Raw genomic sequence first — 18,057 nt, forward strand, 5'->3', positions numbered from 1 at the left:
CCCCGTTCGGCCGTCACAGCGAATCGAGTAAATCCATGACGCCCCACCGCGACACGCCCGCCGAGGGCCCCGAGGCAGTCGACATCGTCGAAGACGACCTGACGCCGGAGCAATTGGCCGCCCAATGGGAGGCCGAGGCTCCGCCACCGGCCGGACCCGTAGCGAACCTCGCATCATCCATCGTGGTGCTCGTGCTGGGCGTGACCGGACTCGTCCTCTCGATCGGGCTGGGGCTGGGTACACCCTCTCAGCCCCGGCCCGGAATGTGGCCGTTCCTGGTCAGCTTGATCATCGCTGTCCTCGCGCTCGCCCAGCTTGTTGTTGGGCGGCGCGGGGGCAAGGATGGCGAGAAGTTCTCCAAACTTTCCTTGTTGGCCGCCAGCGGTTTCGCGACGCTGCTGGTCATGGTGTGGCTGATGCCGATGATCGGCTTTGAGGTTCCCGCGCTGCTCCTGTGCCTGGTCTGGATGAAGTTCCTCGGCGGTGAATCCTGGCGCGGCGCCATTCTCTACTCGTTGCTGATTGTTGCCGCCTTCTATGGCATCTTCATCCTGGCCTTGGGAACCTCGATTCCCCACCTGCTCTAGCAGCCACCTGTTCCAGCAGGTCGTGCGCTCCCATAGTGTCGGCTTCGCCGCCGCGTGGGAGCCTCGCGCCCCACCCTTGCCCACTGATCCAAAGGTTCCCGCATGGATTTCCTGCAACCGGTCATCAACGGCTTCGGCGTTGTCCTTGACCCTTCCAACTTGCTCTACTGCCTGCTGGGCGTCGTCATCGGCATGCTCATCGGTGTCCTGCCTGGCCTCGGCCCGGCAGCCACCATCGCCATCCTGCTGCCGCTGACCTATGGGATCGAGCCCGTCACAGCGATCATCATGCTGGCCGGCATCTTCTACGGTGCACAGTACGGCGGCACCATCACCTCGGTGCTGCTTCGGCTGCCGGGCGAGGCCAGTTCCGTGGTCACCGTCTTCGACGGCTACCAGCTCGCCAGGCAGGGCAAGGCCGGGACCGCCTTGGGCATTGCGGCCATCGGTTCATTCATTGGCGGCACCGTCGCCATCGTCGGGCTGACCTTCCTGGCGCCGCTCGTGGCCGGGTTCGCCCTCGACTTTGGCCCGCCGGAGTACACGGCGCTGGCCCTGGTCGGAATCCTGCTGGTGGCCACCATCAGCAACGGTGCCAAGATCAAGGCCCTGATCGCAGCCGCGTTCGGCCTGCTGCTCGCGACCGTGGGCCGCGACATCTTCACCGGTGCTGAACGCTTTACCTTTGGCAACCTGAGCCTGGCTGACGGCATTGACTTTGTCCCGGTGGCCATGGGGCTGTTCGGTGTCGGCGAGATCCTCTACAACCTGGAAGAACGCCACCGCGCGGCCCAAGCGCCGGCAGCCGTGGCCAATGTGTGGCCGTCCAAGAAGGACCTTAAGCAGTCGTCCGGTGCCATCGGACGCGGCTCCGTGCTCGGCTTCTTCCTCGGCATTTTGCCCGGAGGCGGCGCCACCATTTCCTCGCTGGCCGCCTACGCCGTCGAGAAGAAGCGTGCGAAGAACCCGGAGCGCTTCGGCAGGGGCGCCATTGAAGGCGTCGCCGGTCCGGAGACAGCCAACAACGCGGCTGCCACCAGTTCCTTCATCCCGCTGCTGACCCTGGGCATTCCCGCCAACGCCACCATGGCCATCATCTTCGGCGCCTTGCTCATCCAGGGCGTGACCCCGGGGCCTCAGCTGATGACCGAAAACCCCGAGCTGTTCTGGGGCGTGGTCAACTCCATGTACATCGGCAACATCCTGCTGTTGATCATGTCGATCCCGCTGGTGGGCCTGTTCGTCCGCATCCTGCGGGTGCGCGCCGCCATCCTGGCTCCCATCACCGCGCTGATTACCTTGTTGGGCGCGTACACCATCCGCAACTCGATGTTCGATGTGCTGCTGGTGGTTCTCTTCGGCGCGGTCGGCTACTTGATGAAGAAGTTCGGGTTCGAGCCGGGACCGCTGGTGCTGGCCTTCGTGCTGGGTTCACTGCTTGAATCAAGTCTGCGCCGCTCGCTGCTGGTGCTCCAAGGAGACGTCGCGGGATTCATGACCCGACCGATCTCCGCCACGTTGCTGGTGATCTTCGTGGTCGTCGCTGTCTGGCCGATGGTCAAGTCGGGGATGGATCGCCGGAAAAACTCCCGTACCGAAGCCCTTACCGAAACCAAGGAGAACGCATGAGCATCCTCGTCGGCTATGTACCCACCCCCGTGGGAGAAGCGGCCGTGTCCGCCGCCATCGCGGAGGCCAAGCTCCGCGGTGAAGACCTGCTGATCGTCAACTCCACCCGCGAAGGGGCGCTGGTGGACAAGACCGTGGCGTCCGAGGGTGACCTCCTGCGCCTGAAGTCGGCGGCCGATGCGGCAGGCGTGACCGCGGAGGTGCTGCGGCCGACGCACCGCGACGACCTGGCCGACGAGATTCTTGAACTCGCCAGCGAACGCGAGGTCTCGATGATTGTCATCGGCCTTCGCCAGCGCACCCAGGTGGGCAAGTTCATCATGGGCTCCCACGCCCAGCGCATCCTGCTGCAGGCCGACCGGCCGGTGCTGGCCGTCAAGGCAACGGAGTAGAGCCCCCGACCACATCGGATCCACCGCACCTGAACGGAAGCGGCAGCAGACCCGGTCTGCTGCCGCTTCCATGTTCAACGGGACCATCGGTGGATGCTGCCATGGCGGCCTTTCAGCGACGAATGAGGGTGATGCCCGGGTTTCGGCGGGCGGTGCCCCGGATCAGTGGCCGGATTCGCGATCCAGCCGGTGCCGCGAATTGACCAGGTGGGTGCGCATGGCAGCGGCCGCGGCCATGGCATCGCCGGTTTCCACTGCGGCCAGCACCGCCGCATGTTCGGCGGCCACGGCCGAGAGGCGGGAGGTTTCGGCTTCGGACCCGCTGGCCTCCAACCGGTAGCGCGGCATGGCGATCATGGCCGGGCCGAGTGCCGCAATCGCATCCAGCAGGAAGGGGTTGCCGCTGGCTTCGGCGATGGTGCGGTGGAACTCGAAGTCGTGGGCCAGTGCCGCGGCAGGGTTGGCGTCGGAGCGGGAGAAGTCATCGAGTGCAGTACGCAGGGCGATTAGCTGCCGGCCTGTTCGGCGCGCGGCGGCCAGGCCTGCGGCTTCGCTTTCGACGCCGGTGCGGAATTCCACCAGCGCCCTCCGGTCCTCGAGCGTCCGCACGGGCCGGAGGCCCCGGGGTCCCCCCGCTTCCGCCGGCGGCGTCAGGGCAAAGCTCCCGCTGCCGCGCCGGGTATGCACAAGTCCCTCGGCCTGCAGCCGGGTGATGGCCTCGCGCACCACTGTGCGGCTCACGCCGTGCTCTGCGATCAGCGTGTTCTCGCTGGGCAGCTTGTCGCCGGGAGCGATATCGCCGTCGACAATGCGCCGGCGCAGGTCGTCAACCAGGGTGGCCGTCAGGTTCGGTTTCATCGCTCCCGTTTTCTCTGGGGCAGGTGGAAGGGGGAACGACGGCAGTGTGGCACCGCCGTCGTCATGGGACCAAGGCGCGGCGCGGCTAGGCGAGGCCGAACTCGACGCTGTCCGTCGTCCAGGCGCGGGCCTGGTCACTGAAGGTGAAGCCAAGGCCCGGGCGGTCAGGCACAATCATGCGGCCGTCGCGGGTCTCGAGGCGCTCGTTGAACAGCGGATCCAGCCAGTCGAAATGCTCTACCCACGGCTCACGCGGGTAGGCCGCGGCCAGGTGCAGGTGGATCTCCATCGCGAAGTGCGGTGCCAGATCCAGTCCGGCCTGGTCCGCCAGCGTGGCGAGGCGCAGGAACTGGGTGATGCCGCCGACCCGGGGAGCGTCGGGCTGGATGATGTCGCACGCGCGGGCGGCGATCAGGCGTTCGTGCTCGGCCACCGAGGCCAGCATTTCGCCCGTGGCAATCGGGGTGTCCAGCGCGGCGGCCAGGGCGGCGTGGCCTTCGGCGTCGTAGGCATCCAGCGGTTCCTCGATCCAGACCAGGTCGAACTGCTCCAGGCGGCGGCCCATCCGGAGTGCGGTGGCGCGGTCCCATTGCTGGTTCGCGTCCACCATGAGCGGCACGCCGTCGCCAATGTGCTCGCGGACGGCGGCGACACGGCGCAGGTCCTCGGCCGAGTCCGGCAGGCCGACCTTGATCTTGATGCCGCCAATCCCTTCGGCAAGGGATCGGCTGGCACGGTCCTTGACCTCGTCGATGGAGGCGTTGAGGAAGCCGCCGGAGGTGTTGTAGGTGCGGACGGAATCGCGGCGGGCGCCCAGGAACTTGGCCAGCGGGAGCACGGCCCGCTTGGCCTTGAGGTCGTAGAGCGCTATGTCCAGTGCGGCCAGGGCCTGGGTGGCGACGCCGGAGCGGCCCACCGACGCGCCCGCCCACAGCAGCTTGTTGTACAGCTTGGCGATGTCGTTGGGGTCCTCGCCGAGCATCGTCTGGGCGACTTCCTTGGCATGGGCGTATTGCGCCGGGCCGCCGGCCCGCTTCGAATAGCTGAAGCCCAAGCCCTCGTGTCCCTGTGCGGTGGCAATTTCGGCAAACAGGAAGACCACTTCCGTCATCGGCTTCTGGCGGCCGGTGAAAACCTTCGCGTCGGAAATGGGGGTGGCCAGCGGCAGCGTGGCTGTGGAGAGTTTGACGTGCCGGATGGTATCGGGGGTGTAGGGCATGGCGGTCCTAACGCGGGAGGTGCTGGTGCGCTGATCGTACAAGTCGACTACTTGTTATACAAGTAGAGTGCCCTGCAGGCTTAGCAGACCGGGGTCACCAGCGAGGCGTCGCGCAGGAAGCCGCGAAGGTTCTCCAACGTCAAAGCGGCCATGCCGGCCCGCGTCTCGCGGGTTCCGCTGCCCACATGGGGCAACAGCACGACGTTCTCCAGTTCCATCAGTCCGGCAGGAACATGCGGTTCGGAGGCAAACACGTCCAGCCCTGCGCCCGCCAGGCAACCCTCGGCCAAGGCGGAGACCAATGCGTGTTCGTCCACAATGGTTCCGCGGGCGATGTTGACCAGATAGCCGCCAGGGCCGAGCTTGGCCAGCACCCCCGCATCGACCAGGTTGACCGTCTCCGGGCCTCCGGCGGCGGCGATGACCAGCACCTCGACGGCTTCGGCCAGTTCCGCGGGGGAGGAGTGGAACGTGTAGCCCGAGCCGTTGAGGGGGCGGCGGCTGTGGTAGTGGATCTCGCAGTCGAAGGCTTCCAACCGCTTGGCGATCGCCTGGCCGATACGGCCGAGGCCGAGGATGCCGACCCGTTTGCCCGAGGCGCGCGTGGTCAGGGGGTAGGACGGGGCTGATTCCCAGGCGCCGCGGCGGACGAACCGGTCGGCCGCGCTGGTTTGACGCAGTACATCCAGGTAGAGGGCCAGTGCGGTGTCGGCCACGCAATCGGTGAGCACATCCGGGGTGTTGCTGATCTGGATACCGCGTTCGTTTGCCTGGGCGACGTCCGTGGCGTCGTAGCCGACGCCAAAGTTCACGATGGCTTCGAGGCTCGGCAGTCGGCGCATCAGGTGGGAGTCCACCCCGTGGCGGCCGGAACACACCGCCACGCGGATACCGTGGGCGTACCGCTGCAGGAATTCCCCGCGTTCCGGGCCGTCCGGAAGCAACAGGGCGCCGAACTCGTCGGCCAAGGCGGCTGCGACAGCGGGGTTCACCGGTCCAACCTGAAGGATCTGCTTGCCGTTGATGGCTGCGGCGGTCTCGCCGGGCGCGGCTGTGCGGGTGGTCATGCCAGAAGGGTAAGGACATTGACCAAAGCGCGTCCAACACGGATATTGCATGGACCGATACCCGGCGGGACATGGGCCATCACTTTCCCAGGACGGCTTGCGCCTTTTCGGGCGCAGGCTCATCGAAGAGAGGGTCCCGCCGCCTGCGTCGCCTGACCGGGATCGCGCTGGGGCACACCGGCGGCGGCCCGGCGCGACGCGGTCCGGAACCACGCCAGGGGGCCAAGGATGGGCAACGCGAGCACCACCAGCGACCAGCCTGCTTTCGCCTGGCGCTGCCGTTTGCTCCGCCCGATGCTGACCAGCGCTCCGACCGCCAGGAAAAGGGCAAACGGTCCGGCACAGACGAGAGCTGATATCCACGTGACCGAGTCGAACAGCATAGGATCCCCCCTCCTTGGCCGTGCCCGGCCGCCGGCAGCCACAAAAGCCGCAACAATGACGAGTCTAGAATCGCAGCGGTGCTGCGGCTATCCCCCGGGAGGATGAGTTGGGCGCGGTTCCGATCCTCCCTTGGTAGCAGGGACCCCGGGACCTCAGTCCTCCGTATGGAACTTGGCCAGTACCTTATGCAGCGTGTTGAGGTTCCTGGTGGTGGTCACCGGCTTGTACATGGTTTTGGCCATTTGCTTGGCCAGCTTCGACTCCAGCGTGCTGCCTTTGGGCACTTCCCAGTACAAGACGTCGCCAATTGGGGCCGCGCGTTCTTCGGGCGAAAGTCCCGGGCAATCCCCGAGCAGTCGTTCCACAACAGCCGCACCCGTGGTGAGCACCGCGTAAGCGTGCCGGGGGACACCGTCGTCGGCCGGGATGTACGGGTAGCCGTCGACGATGGCCGACAGCTCCTTCGGCGTCTTGACGATGACCCACGCGTCATAGCCGAAAGCCGTCCTTAAGCTCGCTTCGACTCTTTCCTTGACCGCACCCGGGTCATCGGTCTCCGCGCACAGCACGACGTTGCCCGAGGCGAGGACCGTTTCCACCTGGCTGAAGCCGGCTTCGGTGAGGACCCGCTGCAAGTCCTTCATGGCAATCCGGATGCCCCCGACGTTGATGCCGCGCAAAAAGACTGCGTAAGACCGCAAGGAATCGGGTTCGCCGCATTTATTTTTCATTGAGCTCCCGGGTCAGATTGGCGAGAAATCATTGTATGCACCGCCCGTAATCGCTTGGTGGTCCCACCCATTCAAGCGCTAGGCAAAAGAAGATGCGCGGCTTTGCATATGTATTACGCGAGGGCAGGAAAATCAAGGGCGAAGGCGCTTCCTGAAGTAAACCATTAACCAAGTTTTGTGGCGTGCGTGCCTCGAATCCGGGGGAAGCGTTCCCTTGTCTAACCCCTTATCCCCTCCTAGGCTGAATGTAACGGAGCGGCTTCTGAAGGACGCCGGATCCATGTATGGGGAACTGCGGCCGGCGGCGGCTGAGGGCGTCTTTTCGCAGCGGCTTCATGGGGACACGGGCGGATGGAAACCGCCCGCCTAGCGGGGAAGCAGAGCATGACTCTGGAGACAGTATAAAGAAGCGGTGGGGGACGTTCCTTGCTGGGCGTACCTGAGGGGATTCATGGCTTATGTACTGAGTGTCGATGTCGGCACAAGTTTTACGGCAGCAGCGATAGCGCGATATCGGAGCGGGGACCTAAAGCCTCAGCAGCCGCAGGCTGTCCACCTGGGGTCGCGTGCGGCGGCCGTGCCGTCGGTGATCTATATAGGCGACGACGGCGCAGTCCTGGTCGGCGAGGCAGCCGAACGCCGGGGCACGACTTCCCCTGACCGGGTGGTTCGTGAATTCAAACGGCGGATCGGCGACTCTGTGCCGATGATGGTCGGAGACCTGTTCGTCACGCCTGAAGATATTTTCGCCACGGTGGTGAGGTGGGTCGTAGACCGCGCCCACGAACGTGAAGGCGAAGCTCCGGAAGGCATAGTCGTGTCGCATCCGGCCAGCTGGGGTGACTACAAGACCGGCCTGATCCGTGATGCCATGGCCGGCGTCGGGCTAGCCGACGTCATTCTGTTGAGCGAGCCGGAAGCAGCCGCGCTCCATTACGCCTCCCAGACCCGCGTCAGCACGGGCAGCCTGGTCGCGGTCTATGACTTTGGCGGCGGTACCTTCGACGCGGCAGTTCTGCACAAGAACGACACGTCCTCGTTCACCCTGCTGGGCAAACCGGAAGGTTTGGAGCGGTTGGGCGGAGCGGATGTCGACGACATTGTCTTCGCCCACGTCGTCGCCAGCTTGGACGGCGGGCTCAGCGCCGTGGACCCCGACTCGACGCAAACACGCGTGGCCCTAAACCGTATCCGGCGGGAGTGCGTTGAAGCCAAAGAAGCTCTCTCAGCCGATTCCGAGGCAACGATCCCTGTGTTGCTGCCGGATCTGCAGACAAGCGTCCGCCTGGTGCGGTCCGAGTTTGAGGGCATGATTGACGAGTTGGTGCGCGATACGATCCACTCCCTGCGCCGGTCCCTCGAAACAGCGGAAGTAGCTGCCGAGGACCTCACCGCGGTCCTCTTGACTGGCGGCTCCTCCCGCATCCCTCTGGTTGCCCAATTGCTATCCGCCGAACTGAACCGTCCCCTCGCCGTGGATGCGGACCCGAAGGCCTCGATCAGCTTGGGCGCCGCGTACTTCGCGGCGCGAAACCGGCTCGCCCTGGCACCGGAACATGCTGTGGAGCCGAAGCCAGAAGCCGTCGCCGCCGAAGGTCGCGCATTTCCGCCACCCCACTTCCACGCCCACGCCGCGTCCGCGGTGGACGGCGTCGGCGGCGCGCGGAAACCCGTGCTGGCCATGCGCGCCGCTGCCGTAACGGTGGCGGTCGCGGCCCTCACGGCCTTAACGGCGACCGCCGCGCAAAGCCCCCACGAATTCGGCCTTTTCGGCTCCCAGCCGGGAGTTGCCCAAGGCAACACAGCGGAACGGAACGGCTACGTACCGGGGGGAGCTCCGCAGGGAAGTCAAGGGGCGGGACCGGCCAATTCCGTGATGGCGGCTGAACCGTCGCAGCCTGGCATGAGTCCTGTGGTTTTCTGGGAGAACCCAGCTGCGACGTCCCCCGGCGGCGTGACTCCCAGCCCGGAAGACTCACCAGGGTTTGGCGGCGCCGTGGACTTCGCGCAGGAACAGGCGACGGGAACGGCGCCGAACGGCAACCCGTCGACCGGCCCAGCTGGCGCGTCTACACCGGCTGGCGATTCCGGGCAGGGGTCGGGATCGAACCCGGACAACGGCACCAACACCCCTGCTCCGGGAACCACCGGAGCCCCCGTGCCGCCCGCGACACCACAGCCAGGCACGACTCCCCAACCTCCCGTCCCCGAGCCGGAACCGAGTGTTCCAACTGCACCGACAACGGCACCGGAACCGGATCCGGTGCAGACGCCTCCGTCCCCGGCGCCGGAACCTGACCCGGAGCCCGCGCCGGAGCCTTCATCGGCACCGACAGAGACGGTGGTTGTCGATCCTCCGCCGACTGCGCCGGCCCTGATGGATCCGACGCAGCCGCCGGCTCCTTCGGGTGACCCCACCGATGCGCCTGCTCCGGGGCCGGCATGACAGGTGCGATACCGGCCCAGCCGGCGGCGGCACGTCGTCTGGTGAACCGGGATGCCGCGCAACTGCTGACGGAAGCCGCGACGGAACCCACGTCGCGTTTACGGGCTACGGTGTCCGGTCCGGGAGGGTCGGGCAAGAGCCTTCTGCTGGAGAACTTGGCGGCAGCCTATGACGAAGCAGGAGTCCCCGTCAGCTCGGGCAGGCAAGCACTGGGGCAAGACCCCGTGGACGAAGGCACCGCGGTCCTGATCGACGATGCCCACCAATTGGACGACGCCGAGCTGGAGCGCGTCCATCGATTGGCCGACGAGCAGAACGTGAATCTTGTGGTCGCGTATCGGACGTGGCCGCAGTTGCCGGCGCTGCAGCGGCTGACGGCGGTGTTGGAGGCGCACCGGCGGCCGGTCTTGTTGGGGCCCTGGACCCGTAACGATATCGCCCGCCATGCAGCGGCTGCCCGCTCGGACCGGCTTCCTGCTCCTGTCATTGATCAGGTTTTCCGGCTAACCGGGGGCCTGCCCTGGCTGGTCCAGCATGTGTTGGAAGCGACCGATGACGCCCGCAAAATATTATCAGATCCGGGCAAGTTCGGTGGGTTGGTCAACCATGTGGGCTACGAACTCGAACGGCTGGAGCCAAACCTTCGGGAGCTGCTGCTGGCACTTGCGGTCGGGTTCGATCCAACCGGGCCGTTGCCTTCCGGACTGCGGGAGCTGCCTGGCGGAATCGGGCCGCTGATGTCGCAGGCAGCGGCCGCAGGGTTGATCCTGCCCGAGGGAAACCTTGCTCCCCTCATGCGCAGCGTCCTGCTTCACGTCACTCCGCAGCACCACGTCCGGGCCACCCAGCGGGCCCTGGCGGACTGCTTAACGAACAACAACAGCACACCGGCGCCCCTGGATGTGGCCCGCGGCCTGGTTCGGGACGGGTTCCTAGATCCACGGGTCGCCCGCGTCCTCGAAGATGCAGGCGACGGCGCTTTGGCTTCCGAGCCGCTGGTGGCCGCGACACTCTACGACGAAGCGGCGGCAGCCGGAGCCGACGGGGTGGCAACAGCGGCACGTCGGGCCCAGGCGGCCCTGGCCTCCGGCGACCTCGAAACAGCCGGCCGCATCCTTGACCGGGTGCTGGCTCAACCGGACGCGCCCGACAGGCTCCGCGGAGCGGACGTGGCGGCGTCGCTGTGGGCGCAGCGGGGCATGCTGACGCGCAGCGCACAGGTCTACCGGTGGCTCGGATCTCCCGCCACTGAGGCGTCCAGGGCGCTGGCCGCCGTCGTCATGATCGGTACGGGCGAGCCCGACGCGGCCCGAAGCCTGCTTGCCGGCAACCGCACCGACAACTCGCCAACACTGACGAACGTAGCCGTCTCGCTGATGGGACAAGGCATTGCCGAGTCCATCGGCGAGCACGCCGAGCAGGCGCTGCCGGCCCTGGTACAAGCTTCCGACATGCTCACGGCCTCGGGCGCCGCGGTTCCGCTGCCGGACAGCCCGGCGGCCCTCGCGGCCTTGGTGGCCCTGCACAGCGGTGAGCTTTCCGTAGCGGAATCCATCCTTGACGATGCACTGCGCGGAGGGCAGGGAGGTCCGGCGACCCGGTTGAGGCTGCTGCTCCTGCGGGCCTGGGTCTCGATGCTGCAGGACCACCCGGACAGCGCCGGAGCAGCCATTGCAGAGGCGACCGCCAGCGGAATCCCTCCCACACCACGCGACGAATTGTTGCTGGACGCACTACGGGTCGGGCTGGCGCGCCGAACCGATGACACGGCCGGCTTGGTGCGCGCCTGGGACCGGGCGCGGGGCCGGCTGCTGCACGTCGCCATCGATCTCTACAGCCTTCTGCCGCTGGGCGAACTGGCAGTAGCCGCTGCCCGCCTGCGCGATTCCGCGAGGCTGCAGCCGCACTTGACGGAGGCGTGGGCGCTGTTGGGGAGATTGGGCGAACCGGCGCTCTGGTCTACGTCGCTGCATTGGTATGCGGTCCAGGCAGCCCTTTTGGCGGACAGCCCCAACGAGCTCGCCCCGCACGCCTCGGCGCTAGTGCGCGCCTCGGGGACGTACCGCCTGGCGGGCGTGCTTGCTGCGGCCGGCCGGGCGTGGGTGACGGTGCTGGCCGGCCGGATTGATCCGCGGCTGGTGGAGGAATCCGCCCGCGCGCTCGCATCCGTCGGCCTCACATGGGACGGGGCACGGCTCGCCGGGCACGCGGCAGCGCACGCGGACGAGCGCAAGGACATGAGCCGCCTCCTGGCCTGCGCCAGAGACCTTCATCCCGGGACGCGCGGGACCATGGACGCGACGGCCGAGACAGCTGCCGTGGAGCACGAAGGGCAGGCACCAGTCCCCGCCGGGGCAGCACAGGGACAGGAGGGGGCTGTCTTGAGCGAGCGGGAGCGCGAAGTTGCCCGGTTGGTTTTGGAGGGCAAGACGTACCGGGAGATCGGTGCCGCGATTTTTATTTCGCCGCGTACTGCCGAGCACCACATCGCGCGTATCCGCCGCCGGCTCGGGGCTTCCAACCGCTCCGAACTGCTGACCCAGTTGCGGCTTGCGCTCGGCGAAGACAGCTCCCAAGGGCAGTAATTCCGCGGACTTCCGGGCTTGGAACCCCTGCCTACCTAGTCCCCGGAAACCGCGATCCCCCTGCAGGGGCCGGGTAGCGGGGGAGGAAGCCCCGATGCGGGCGGCAGCACCCCGACCGTAGCTTTGAATCAAGCCAAGCAGCTCAGCTCGGCGGGCCACCATCCATAATTTGGCCAGATCCAGTAGGAACAAGAATGGGGATTCATATAATGCCTACGCTCGCAAGCTCTCTTCTCGAATTCATCATGAATCTGCTCCGTGATCCGCGCGCCGCCGCGGAATTCCAGGCGGACCCGGAGGCCGCCCTCGCCGAGGCCGGCCTGGGCGACGTGTGCTCCGATGATGTGGACGCGATCATGCCGGTCATCCTCGACTACGCTCCCGTGGATGCCAGCTCGTCCTTCGACCGGGAGTACAACACCGGAGGCAACCACTCCGGCGGCGACACCGGCGACTGGTCCAGCGACAACTCCGGCAACAATGGCGGTGGCTGGGGCGGCGGCCACGGCCACGGCGGGGGCCACTGGGGTGGTCATGACGACGATGACCAAGGTCACGGCGGCGGCAGGGGCAACGATCATGATGACCATGCCCATGCTGTCCAGCAGCTGACGCACATCGTGAACAACTACTCGTACACCTCGACGATCGACGATCGGGACACCATCACGGACCAGTCCGTCAACCAGAACATCTGGGCGGACGGCGACGTCAACCAGTGGTTCGACAATGACGCCGTGATTGCCTCGGGCGACGACTCTGTTGCAGCCGGCGACGACGCCACCCTGGATAACTCGACGGACAACTCCAAGGATTACTCGACCGACAACTCCACCACCGTGACGACCGGCGATGTTGAGGGCGATGTGGCCGTCGGGAATACCACCGACATCTCCGTGGAGGACTCCTTCAACGTTGAGGATTCCTACAATGAGGATTCCTACAATGAGGACTCCTATAACGAGGACTCCTACAACACGGATGTCGAACTGGACGTCGAGGTGGAAGACTCCTTCAACGACAACTCCGACCACTCGACGGATAATTCGACCAACGTGGAAATCGAGGACTCCTACAACGGCAATACCACCGAGATCGAGGTCGAGGATTCGTTCAACGAGGACAACTCCACCACCGACATCAGCGTGGAGGATTCCTTCAACAAGGAGGTCGAGGTCGAGGATTCGTTCAACGACAACTCCACGAACACGGACGTGCAGGTGGACGCCGACATCGATGCCGAATTCACGGACAACTCGGTGAACGACTCCGTGATCATCGCGGAGAACGAAGTGGAAATCGAAGACAGCGTTGTTGCCGAAGAGGTCAACCTCTAACCGATCTGATAACTGAATTACGACAGATCAGCTGTCCAGCAGGAGGCCGGGGGACCTCCTGCTGGACAGTGTCACGGTCCGGCCGCCTGGCCGGACTCAGAAGGGGGTACGGTGGTCGAGCTCGTCAAGCTGGTGGATCAGGGCCTGGAATTGGCCAAGAAGGGTGAGCGCGCAGACTTGCAGCGGCGCCTGGAGCAGACCCGCAAGCGATTGCAGGACCCGACTACCCGGGTGATCGTCGTCGGTGAATTCAAGCAGGGCAAGAGCCAGCTCATCAATGCGCTGGTGAATGCGCCGGTTTGTCCCATTGACGACGACGTCGCCACCTCGGTGCCGACGGTGGTGAAGCACGGAGAGCCTGCCTCAGCCGTGATCCTGGTGCCGAAGGAAGGTACCGAATCCAACGACGGGGACGTTGAACTGGAGCGTCGCCCGATCGCCTTGGACGAACTCGCCGAGCACGTTTCGGAACGTGGAAATCCGGGTAACGAGCGCCGGCTCGCAGCCGCGGAAGTCTCCCTGCCCCGGAAGGTCCTGCAAGGCGGACTAGCGTTGGTGGACTCGCCGGGGGTCGGGGGGCTGGACTCGGCGCATACTCTCACCACGCTGACGGCGTTGCCGACGGCGGACGCCATGCTGTTGGTCTCGGACGCATCCCAGGAATTCACCGAACCGGAGATCCGGTTCCTGCGGCAGGCCCAACGAATCTGCCCCAATGTGGCCGGCGTGCTGTCCAAGACGGATCTGTACCCGCAGTGGCGGCAGGTGGCCGAACTCGACAGAAGCCATTTGAAGCGGATCGGGGCAGACATGCCGCTGATTCCGATCTCCTCGGAACTTCGCCTGCGGGCGGCCGAAATGCGTGACAGCGAGCTGAACGCCGAATCAGGATTTCCGGAGCTGGTCGCATATCTCCGGCAAAAGATCCTGGGCCAGACCGAGCGGCTCCAGCGGCGCTCCGTGGCGCAGGACCTGATTTCGGCCGTGGACCATTTACGGCTGTCGCTGAAGTCGGAACTGAGGGCGCTGGAGAATCCGGACGGCACACCCGAGATGCTGGCCGAGCTGGAGGCGGCCAAGGAACGCGCCGACGAGCTCCGCCGTCGTTCTTCCCGTTGGCAGGTCACGCTCAATGACGGCATGAGCGATCTCATCTCCGACATGGAACACGACTTGCGCGACCGGCTGCGCAGCATTTTGCGGGAAGCCGAACAGTCCATCGATGCCGGGGATCCCGGTCCGCAGTGGGAGCAGTTTGTGCACTGGCTTGAACAGCGGGTGGCCGCTGCCGTGTCCGACACCTTCGTGTGGACGAACGAACGGTCGCTGTGGCTGGCGGAAAAGGTCGCCGAGCATTTCAACCAGGACGACGTGACCTTGCCGCTGCTGCAGGTCGATTCCACGGAGAACGTGCTCGACCCGGTCGAGGAGATCCCGGGCCTGGATGCGGGCCGCCTGGGACCGGTCCAGAAGATACTGATCGGCATGCGTGGCTCGTACGGCGGTGTGTTGATGTTCGGCCTCCTTACCGGGATCGTGGGCATGGCGCTGATCAACCCGATCTCCGTCGGAGCCGGCCTGTTGCTCGGCGGCAAGGCTTACCGCGAAGACAAGGAAGCCCGGTTGAAGCGCCGCCAGTCGGAAGCCAAGGCCCTGGTCCGGAAACAAGTTGACGAGGTCGTGTTCCAAGTGGGCAAGCAGCTCAAGGACCGGCTCCGGATCGTGCAGCGGGCCACGCGCGACCATTTCACCGAACTGGCCGAGGAGCACCATCGTTCGCTGGCGGATTCTGTGCTGGCGGCACAGAAGGCCGCAAGCAGCTTCCACCAGGAACGCGACCTGCGGATCAAGGAGCTCAAGGCGTCCCTCGCGCTCGCTGAGTCGCTGCGCAAGCAGGCACTGGCGCTGGATGCTGCACCGCAACCGGCGGGACAGGCATGAACCCCGCGGCAGCCGGAGCGGACGTCGAAGCGGCGCGCGGGCTGGTCCGGGAAGCGCTCGAGGCCTACCGCGACGACCCTGCGGTGCGTCGGGTGTTGGAGGAGTATGCGCGCCGGCTCGACGAGCCGCTGCGGGTAGCCATTGCGGGCATGATCAAAGCCGGCAAGTCGACACTGCTCAACGCCATCATCGGCGAGGAGATTGCCCCGACTGACACGGGAGAGTGCACCCGGATGGTTACCTGGTACCGCTACGGCGACACCCCGCGCATCACCCTGTATCCGCGCTCCGGAGCGCCCCGGGACCTTCCGACCAAGCGCACCGACGGCCGGTTGGTCTTCGAGTTCGGCGGGATCAAGGCAGAGGAAGTCGACAGGCTCGTGGTGGACTGGCCGTCCCGAACCTTGCGCGACCTGACGTTGATCGACACGCCGGGCATTGCCTCGCTCTCCCGGGACGTGTCGGCCCGCTCCACCGATTTCCTGACGCCAGTAGACGCACCTTCGGAGGCCGACGCAATCATCTACCTGCTGCGGCACCTGCACGCGTCCGACCTGGGCTTCCTGGAGTCCTTCCGTGATACCGCGGCCGGCCAGAGCGGTACCGTGAACGCGCTGGCGGTGCTGTCCCGCGCGGACGAAGTCGGGTCCGGCCGGATCGACGCCATGCTCTCCGCCCGGGAAATCGCGGCGCGCTACCGCCGTGACGGCGCGTTGCGTTCACTGGCCCTCGGGGTAGTGCCGATCGCCGGCCTGCTGGCCCAGTCGGCGCGCAGCCTGCGGCAGGGGGAATACTCCGTTCTCTCCGAGCTCGCTTCCTTGGACAGGCGGGAACGGGAGCGGCTCTTGCTGTCCGCCGACCGCTTCGTCCGCCCAGGGGGGCCGCTGTCCGCCACGCCGGAAGCGAGGGCGAGGTTGCTGGACCGGTTCGGGCTCTTCGGGCTCCGGCTGGCAGCGGCGCTGCTCCGTGGAGGAATCTCCGAGCCGACCGAGCTGGCCCACGAACTGGCCCGCCGCAGCGGGCTGGACGAATTGCTGGCCGTGATGACCGGGCAGTTCCAAGCCCGGGCCGGACAGCTCAAAGCCCGCACGGCCCTGGTCGGTATCGAAAAGCTGCTGAAAGACCATCCCCGCCCGGGCACCGCCGGAGTCGCGGCCGGCTTGGAACGGCTGCTCGCCAGCGCTCACGCCTTCCGCGAATTGCGCCTGCTGGCGGCTGCGCGCACCACCGGGCTGCCGCTGGAACCGGAGCTGGCCGCCGAAGCTGAACGGATGATTGGCGGCGAAGGTGTCTCGGCACCCGAACGCCTGGGACTGCCCCGTGACACTCCCGACGAGGTCCTGCGGGAGCACGCCCTGGCGTGCCTGCGACGTTGGCACGCCGTAGCGGGCGATCCGCTGCGCGGCCGGGCCGTTGCCGAAAGCTGCCAGACCGTCATTCGCAGCTGCGAGGAACTGCTGGCAGGCATGCAGCTCGCTTCAGGCGGTCGGCCGGCCTCGTCGCCCCTGGTGCTCGGTCCGGAACCAGTGGTTGGCCCCGCGCAGGACGCTGGCGATTACCGCCGCGCCGGCTAGCACCAGCTGCAGAACCAGCATGATCCTGATGCCCAATTCCTGATCGCCGGGGGCGGCCAGGAATTCGTCGGCCAACAGGGTCACCGCCCCGTGGACGAACAGCAAGGCCAGCAGCACGAAGCGCGCCTTGCCGTGGCGGCGCATGAGGGCCCGCAGCAGCACGGCCTCGATCAGAATGACGAGCGCCAGCGCGCCCAAGGTTCCCCAGAAAACCACCACCGCGAGGGCTTCCACGGTCTCCTCGTCGGCGCCCTGCTCCAAGCCGTTGATGAGCCCGCGCAGGTGCTTGAGGATCTCGTCCTGGGCGAAGTACGCGAATATCCCTGCAATCAGCCCTGAAACGAAACTGAGGATCCACAAGAAGCGGACCCACTTGACTGCAGGCGGCGGCACCAAAATCCCTGTGATGGGCGGCGGCGTATGGTCGGACATCTGCGGACGCGGCGGCGCAGGACGTTCCGGTTCGCCGGACATCCCCCCGGTTCCCTGAGCTCCAGGCGCCCCCATCCCTGGTTCATGAGACATGCAAGTAATGTAGCCGCGCCCCGGCGGCACCGCAATGCTCGCCCGCAGGCGTAGCGGGCCGCCGGCTACCGGCGAGGATGCCGCCCCCGGGCGTCGGTGATGCCTGGGTGCCGAAGGGCTACTTGGCGGGCCGGCCCAACCCGGTGCGGGCCATCGCGTCCGCGTAGGCATCGTGCATGGCGTCCAGCCATTCCTGCTGGCGGGCCGGCGAACCTGCGAACGCCCGTCCGCTGAGCGCCCTGACCTTGTACGTCTTGAAACCGCGCCGCCACAGCAGCGGGTTCTCGGTCTTCAGCAGCAATCCGGCCAGCCGCTGGGCTTCGGTTCCGTGGGCCACGAGCACCGAGGCCCGCGGGACCAGTGTCAACATCTTCAGCAGCGGCTTGAGGCCGGCACTGATCTGGTCCGGGGTGAGCTTGCCGTTGGCCTCGCCCGGCGTAAACCACGGGTGCACATTCCAGGGCATGACATATTGGGGCCGCAGGCCGAGCTGCCACTGCAGTCCGAGCATCCGCGTCGCTGCCTCTTGGTCCCCGGGCCAGATGAAACCGGTGTCCGATGCCTGCCCGATGTTGGAGTAGAGCGAGACGATCCGGCATTCATCGGCGTCGTGGATCGGATCCACGTAAGGGACCTCGGTACCCGGCTTCAGGTCCCGCAGTTCGTCGCAGAGACGGTTAATGTCGGCGACGCCGGAATCGTACCTGCGGTCCATGAGGTCCTTGTGCTGATCGGATACTGCCGGGCTGGTCATCGGGGTGCGGGTCTCCTGGAGGGAAGGG

15 protein-coding genes are annotated in these 18,057 nt (G+C 66.3%); 8 read left to right on the forward strand and 7 right to left on the reverse strand.

What is annotated here, in order from left to right:
- Positions 1–35: 35 nt before the first annotated feature.
- The 3 genes from AC5RUK_RS14750 to AC5RUK_RS14760 all read left to right on the forward strand — a co-directional run bounded on the left by AC5RUK_RS14750 (position 36) and on the right by AC5RUK_RS14760 (position 2,608).
- Positions 36–587 carry a tripartite tricarboxylate transporter TctB family protein gene (locus AC5RUK_RS14750; RefSeq protein ID WP_493989765.1) on the forward strand — a complete coding sequence of 184 codons (552 nt, stop codon included), beginning with the start codon at positions 36–38 and terminating at the stop codon, positions 585–587.
- A 102-nt stretch (positions 588–689) separates the two neighbouring features.
- Positions 690–2,216, forward strand: coding sequence for a tripartite tricarboxylate transporter permease (locus AC5RUK_RS14755; RefSeq protein ID WP_494107372.1), 1,527 nt, complete (start codon positions 690–692; stop codon positions 2,214–2,216).
- Positions 2,213–2,608, forward strand: a complete 396-nt coding sequence (locus tag AC5RUK_RS14760) for a universal stress protein (RefSeq protein WP_493989763.1) — start codon at positions 2,213–2,215, stop codon at positions 2,606–2,608. Before AC5RUK_RS14755 ends, AC5RUK_RS14760 begins: the two co-directional genes overlap by 4 nt.
- A 162-nt stretch (positions 2,609–2,770) precedes the next feature.
- Here the strand turns inward: AC5RUK_RS14760 and AC5RUK_RS14765 are convergent, their stop codons facing one another.
- From AC5RUK_RS14765 to AC5RUK_RS14785, 5 genes are all read right to left on the reverse strand, one after another.
- Positions 2,771–3,466: a FadR/GntR family transcriptional regulator gene (locus AC5RUK_RS14765; protein ID WP_493989762.1), complete on the reverse strand. Its 696-nt coding sequence runs from the start codon at positions 3,464–3,466 to the stop codon at positions 2,771–2,773.
- Positions 3,467–3,551: 85 nt separating this feature from the next.
- On the reverse strand, positions 3,552–4,685 hold the full coding sequence (locus AC5RUK_RS14770; RefSeq protein WP_494152632.1) for an L-talarate/galactarate dehydratase: 1,134 nt from the start codon (positions 4,683–4,685) through the stop codon (positions 3,552–3,554).
- A gap of 80 nt (positions 4,686–4,765) precedes the next feature.
- Entirely contained in the window at positions 4,766–5,752 is a 987-nt protein-coding gene (locus tag AC5RUK_RS14775) for a 2-hydroxyacid dehydrogenase (RefSeq protein WP_494152633.1), read from the reverse strand.
- Positions 5,753–5,871: 119 nt separating this feature from the next.
- Positions 5,872–6,135: a PLD nuclease N-terminal domain-containing protein gene (locus tag AC5RUK_RS14780; protein ID WP_493989759.1), complete on the reverse strand. Its 264-nt coding sequence runs from the start codon at positions 6,133–6,135 to the stop codon at positions 5,872–5,874.
- A gap of 153 nt (positions 6,136–6,288) precedes the next feature.
- Positions 6,289–6,867, reverse strand: coding sequence for a DUF1697 domain-containing protein (locus AC5RUK_RS14785; RefSeq protein ID WP_494152634.1), 579 nt, complete (start codon positions 6,865–6,867; stop codon positions 6,289–6,291).
- A gap of 577 nt (positions 6,868–7,444) precedes the next feature.
- Between AC5RUK_RS14785 and AC5RUK_RS14790 the strand changes: the two genes are divergently transcribed.
- The 5 genes from AC5RUK_RS14790 (at position 7,445) to AC5RUK_RS14810 (ending at position 16,750) form a co-directional block, all read left to right on the forward strand.
- Positions 7,445–9,313, forward strand: a complete 1,869-nt coding sequence (locus tag AC5RUK_RS14790; RefSeq protein WP_494152635.1) for an Hsp70 family protein — start codon at positions 7,445–7,447, stop codon at positions 9,311–9,313.
- Positions 9,310–11,898, forward strand: a complete 2,589-nt coding sequence (locus AC5RUK_RS14795; protein WP_494152636.1) for a LuxR C-terminal-related transcriptional regulator — start codon at positions 9,310–9,312, stop codon at positions 11,896–11,898. The genes AC5RUK_RS14790 and AC5RUK_RS14795 overlap by 4 nt, the downstream gene beginning before the upstream one ends.
- A 209-nt stretch (positions 11,899–12,107) precedes the next feature.
- Positions 12,108–13,235, forward strand: a complete 1,128-nt coding sequence (locus tag AC5RUK_RS14800) for an IniB N-terminal domain-containing protein (protein WP_494152637.1) — start codon at positions 12,108–12,110, stop codon at positions 13,233–13,235.
- 111 nt (positions 13,236–13,346) lie between these two features.
- Entirely contained in the window at positions 13,347–15,176 is a 1,830-nt protein-coding gene (locus AC5RUK_RS14805; RefSeq protein ID WP_494152638.1) for a dynamin family protein, read from the forward strand.
- Positions 15,173–16,750: a dynamin family protein gene (locus AC5RUK_RS14810; protein ID WP_494152639.1), complete on the forward strand. Its 1,578-nt coding sequence runs from the start codon at positions 15,173–15,175 to the stop codon at positions 16,748–16,750. The genes AC5RUK_RS14805 and AC5RUK_RS14810 overlap by 4 nt, the downstream gene beginning before the upstream one ends.
- Here the strand turns inward: AC5RUK_RS14810 and AC5RUK_RS14815 are convergent.
- Both AC5RUK_RS14815 and AC5RUK_RS14820 read right to left on the reverse strand, forming a co-directional pair.
- Complete coding sequence (locus AC5RUK_RS14815; protein WP_494152640.1) at positions 16,655–17,224, reverse strand: hypothetical protein; 570 nt, start codon at positions 17,222–17,224, stop codon at positions 16,655–16,657. The genes AC5RUK_RS14810 and AC5RUK_RS14815 overlap by 96 nt on opposite strands.
- Before the next feature lie 169 nt (positions 17,225–17,393).
- The gene (locus tag AC5RUK_RS14820; protein WP_493989751.1) at positions 17,394–18,029 is read right to left on the reverse strand and encodes a uracil-DNA glycosylase family protein; all 636 of its coding nucleotides are present in this window, start codon (positions 18,027–18,029) and stop codon (positions 17,394–17,396) included.
- Positions 18,030–18,057: the final 28 nt, after the last annotated feature.

The sequence above is a fragment of the Arthrobacter sp. Y3223065 genome, from assembly GCF_059090885.1.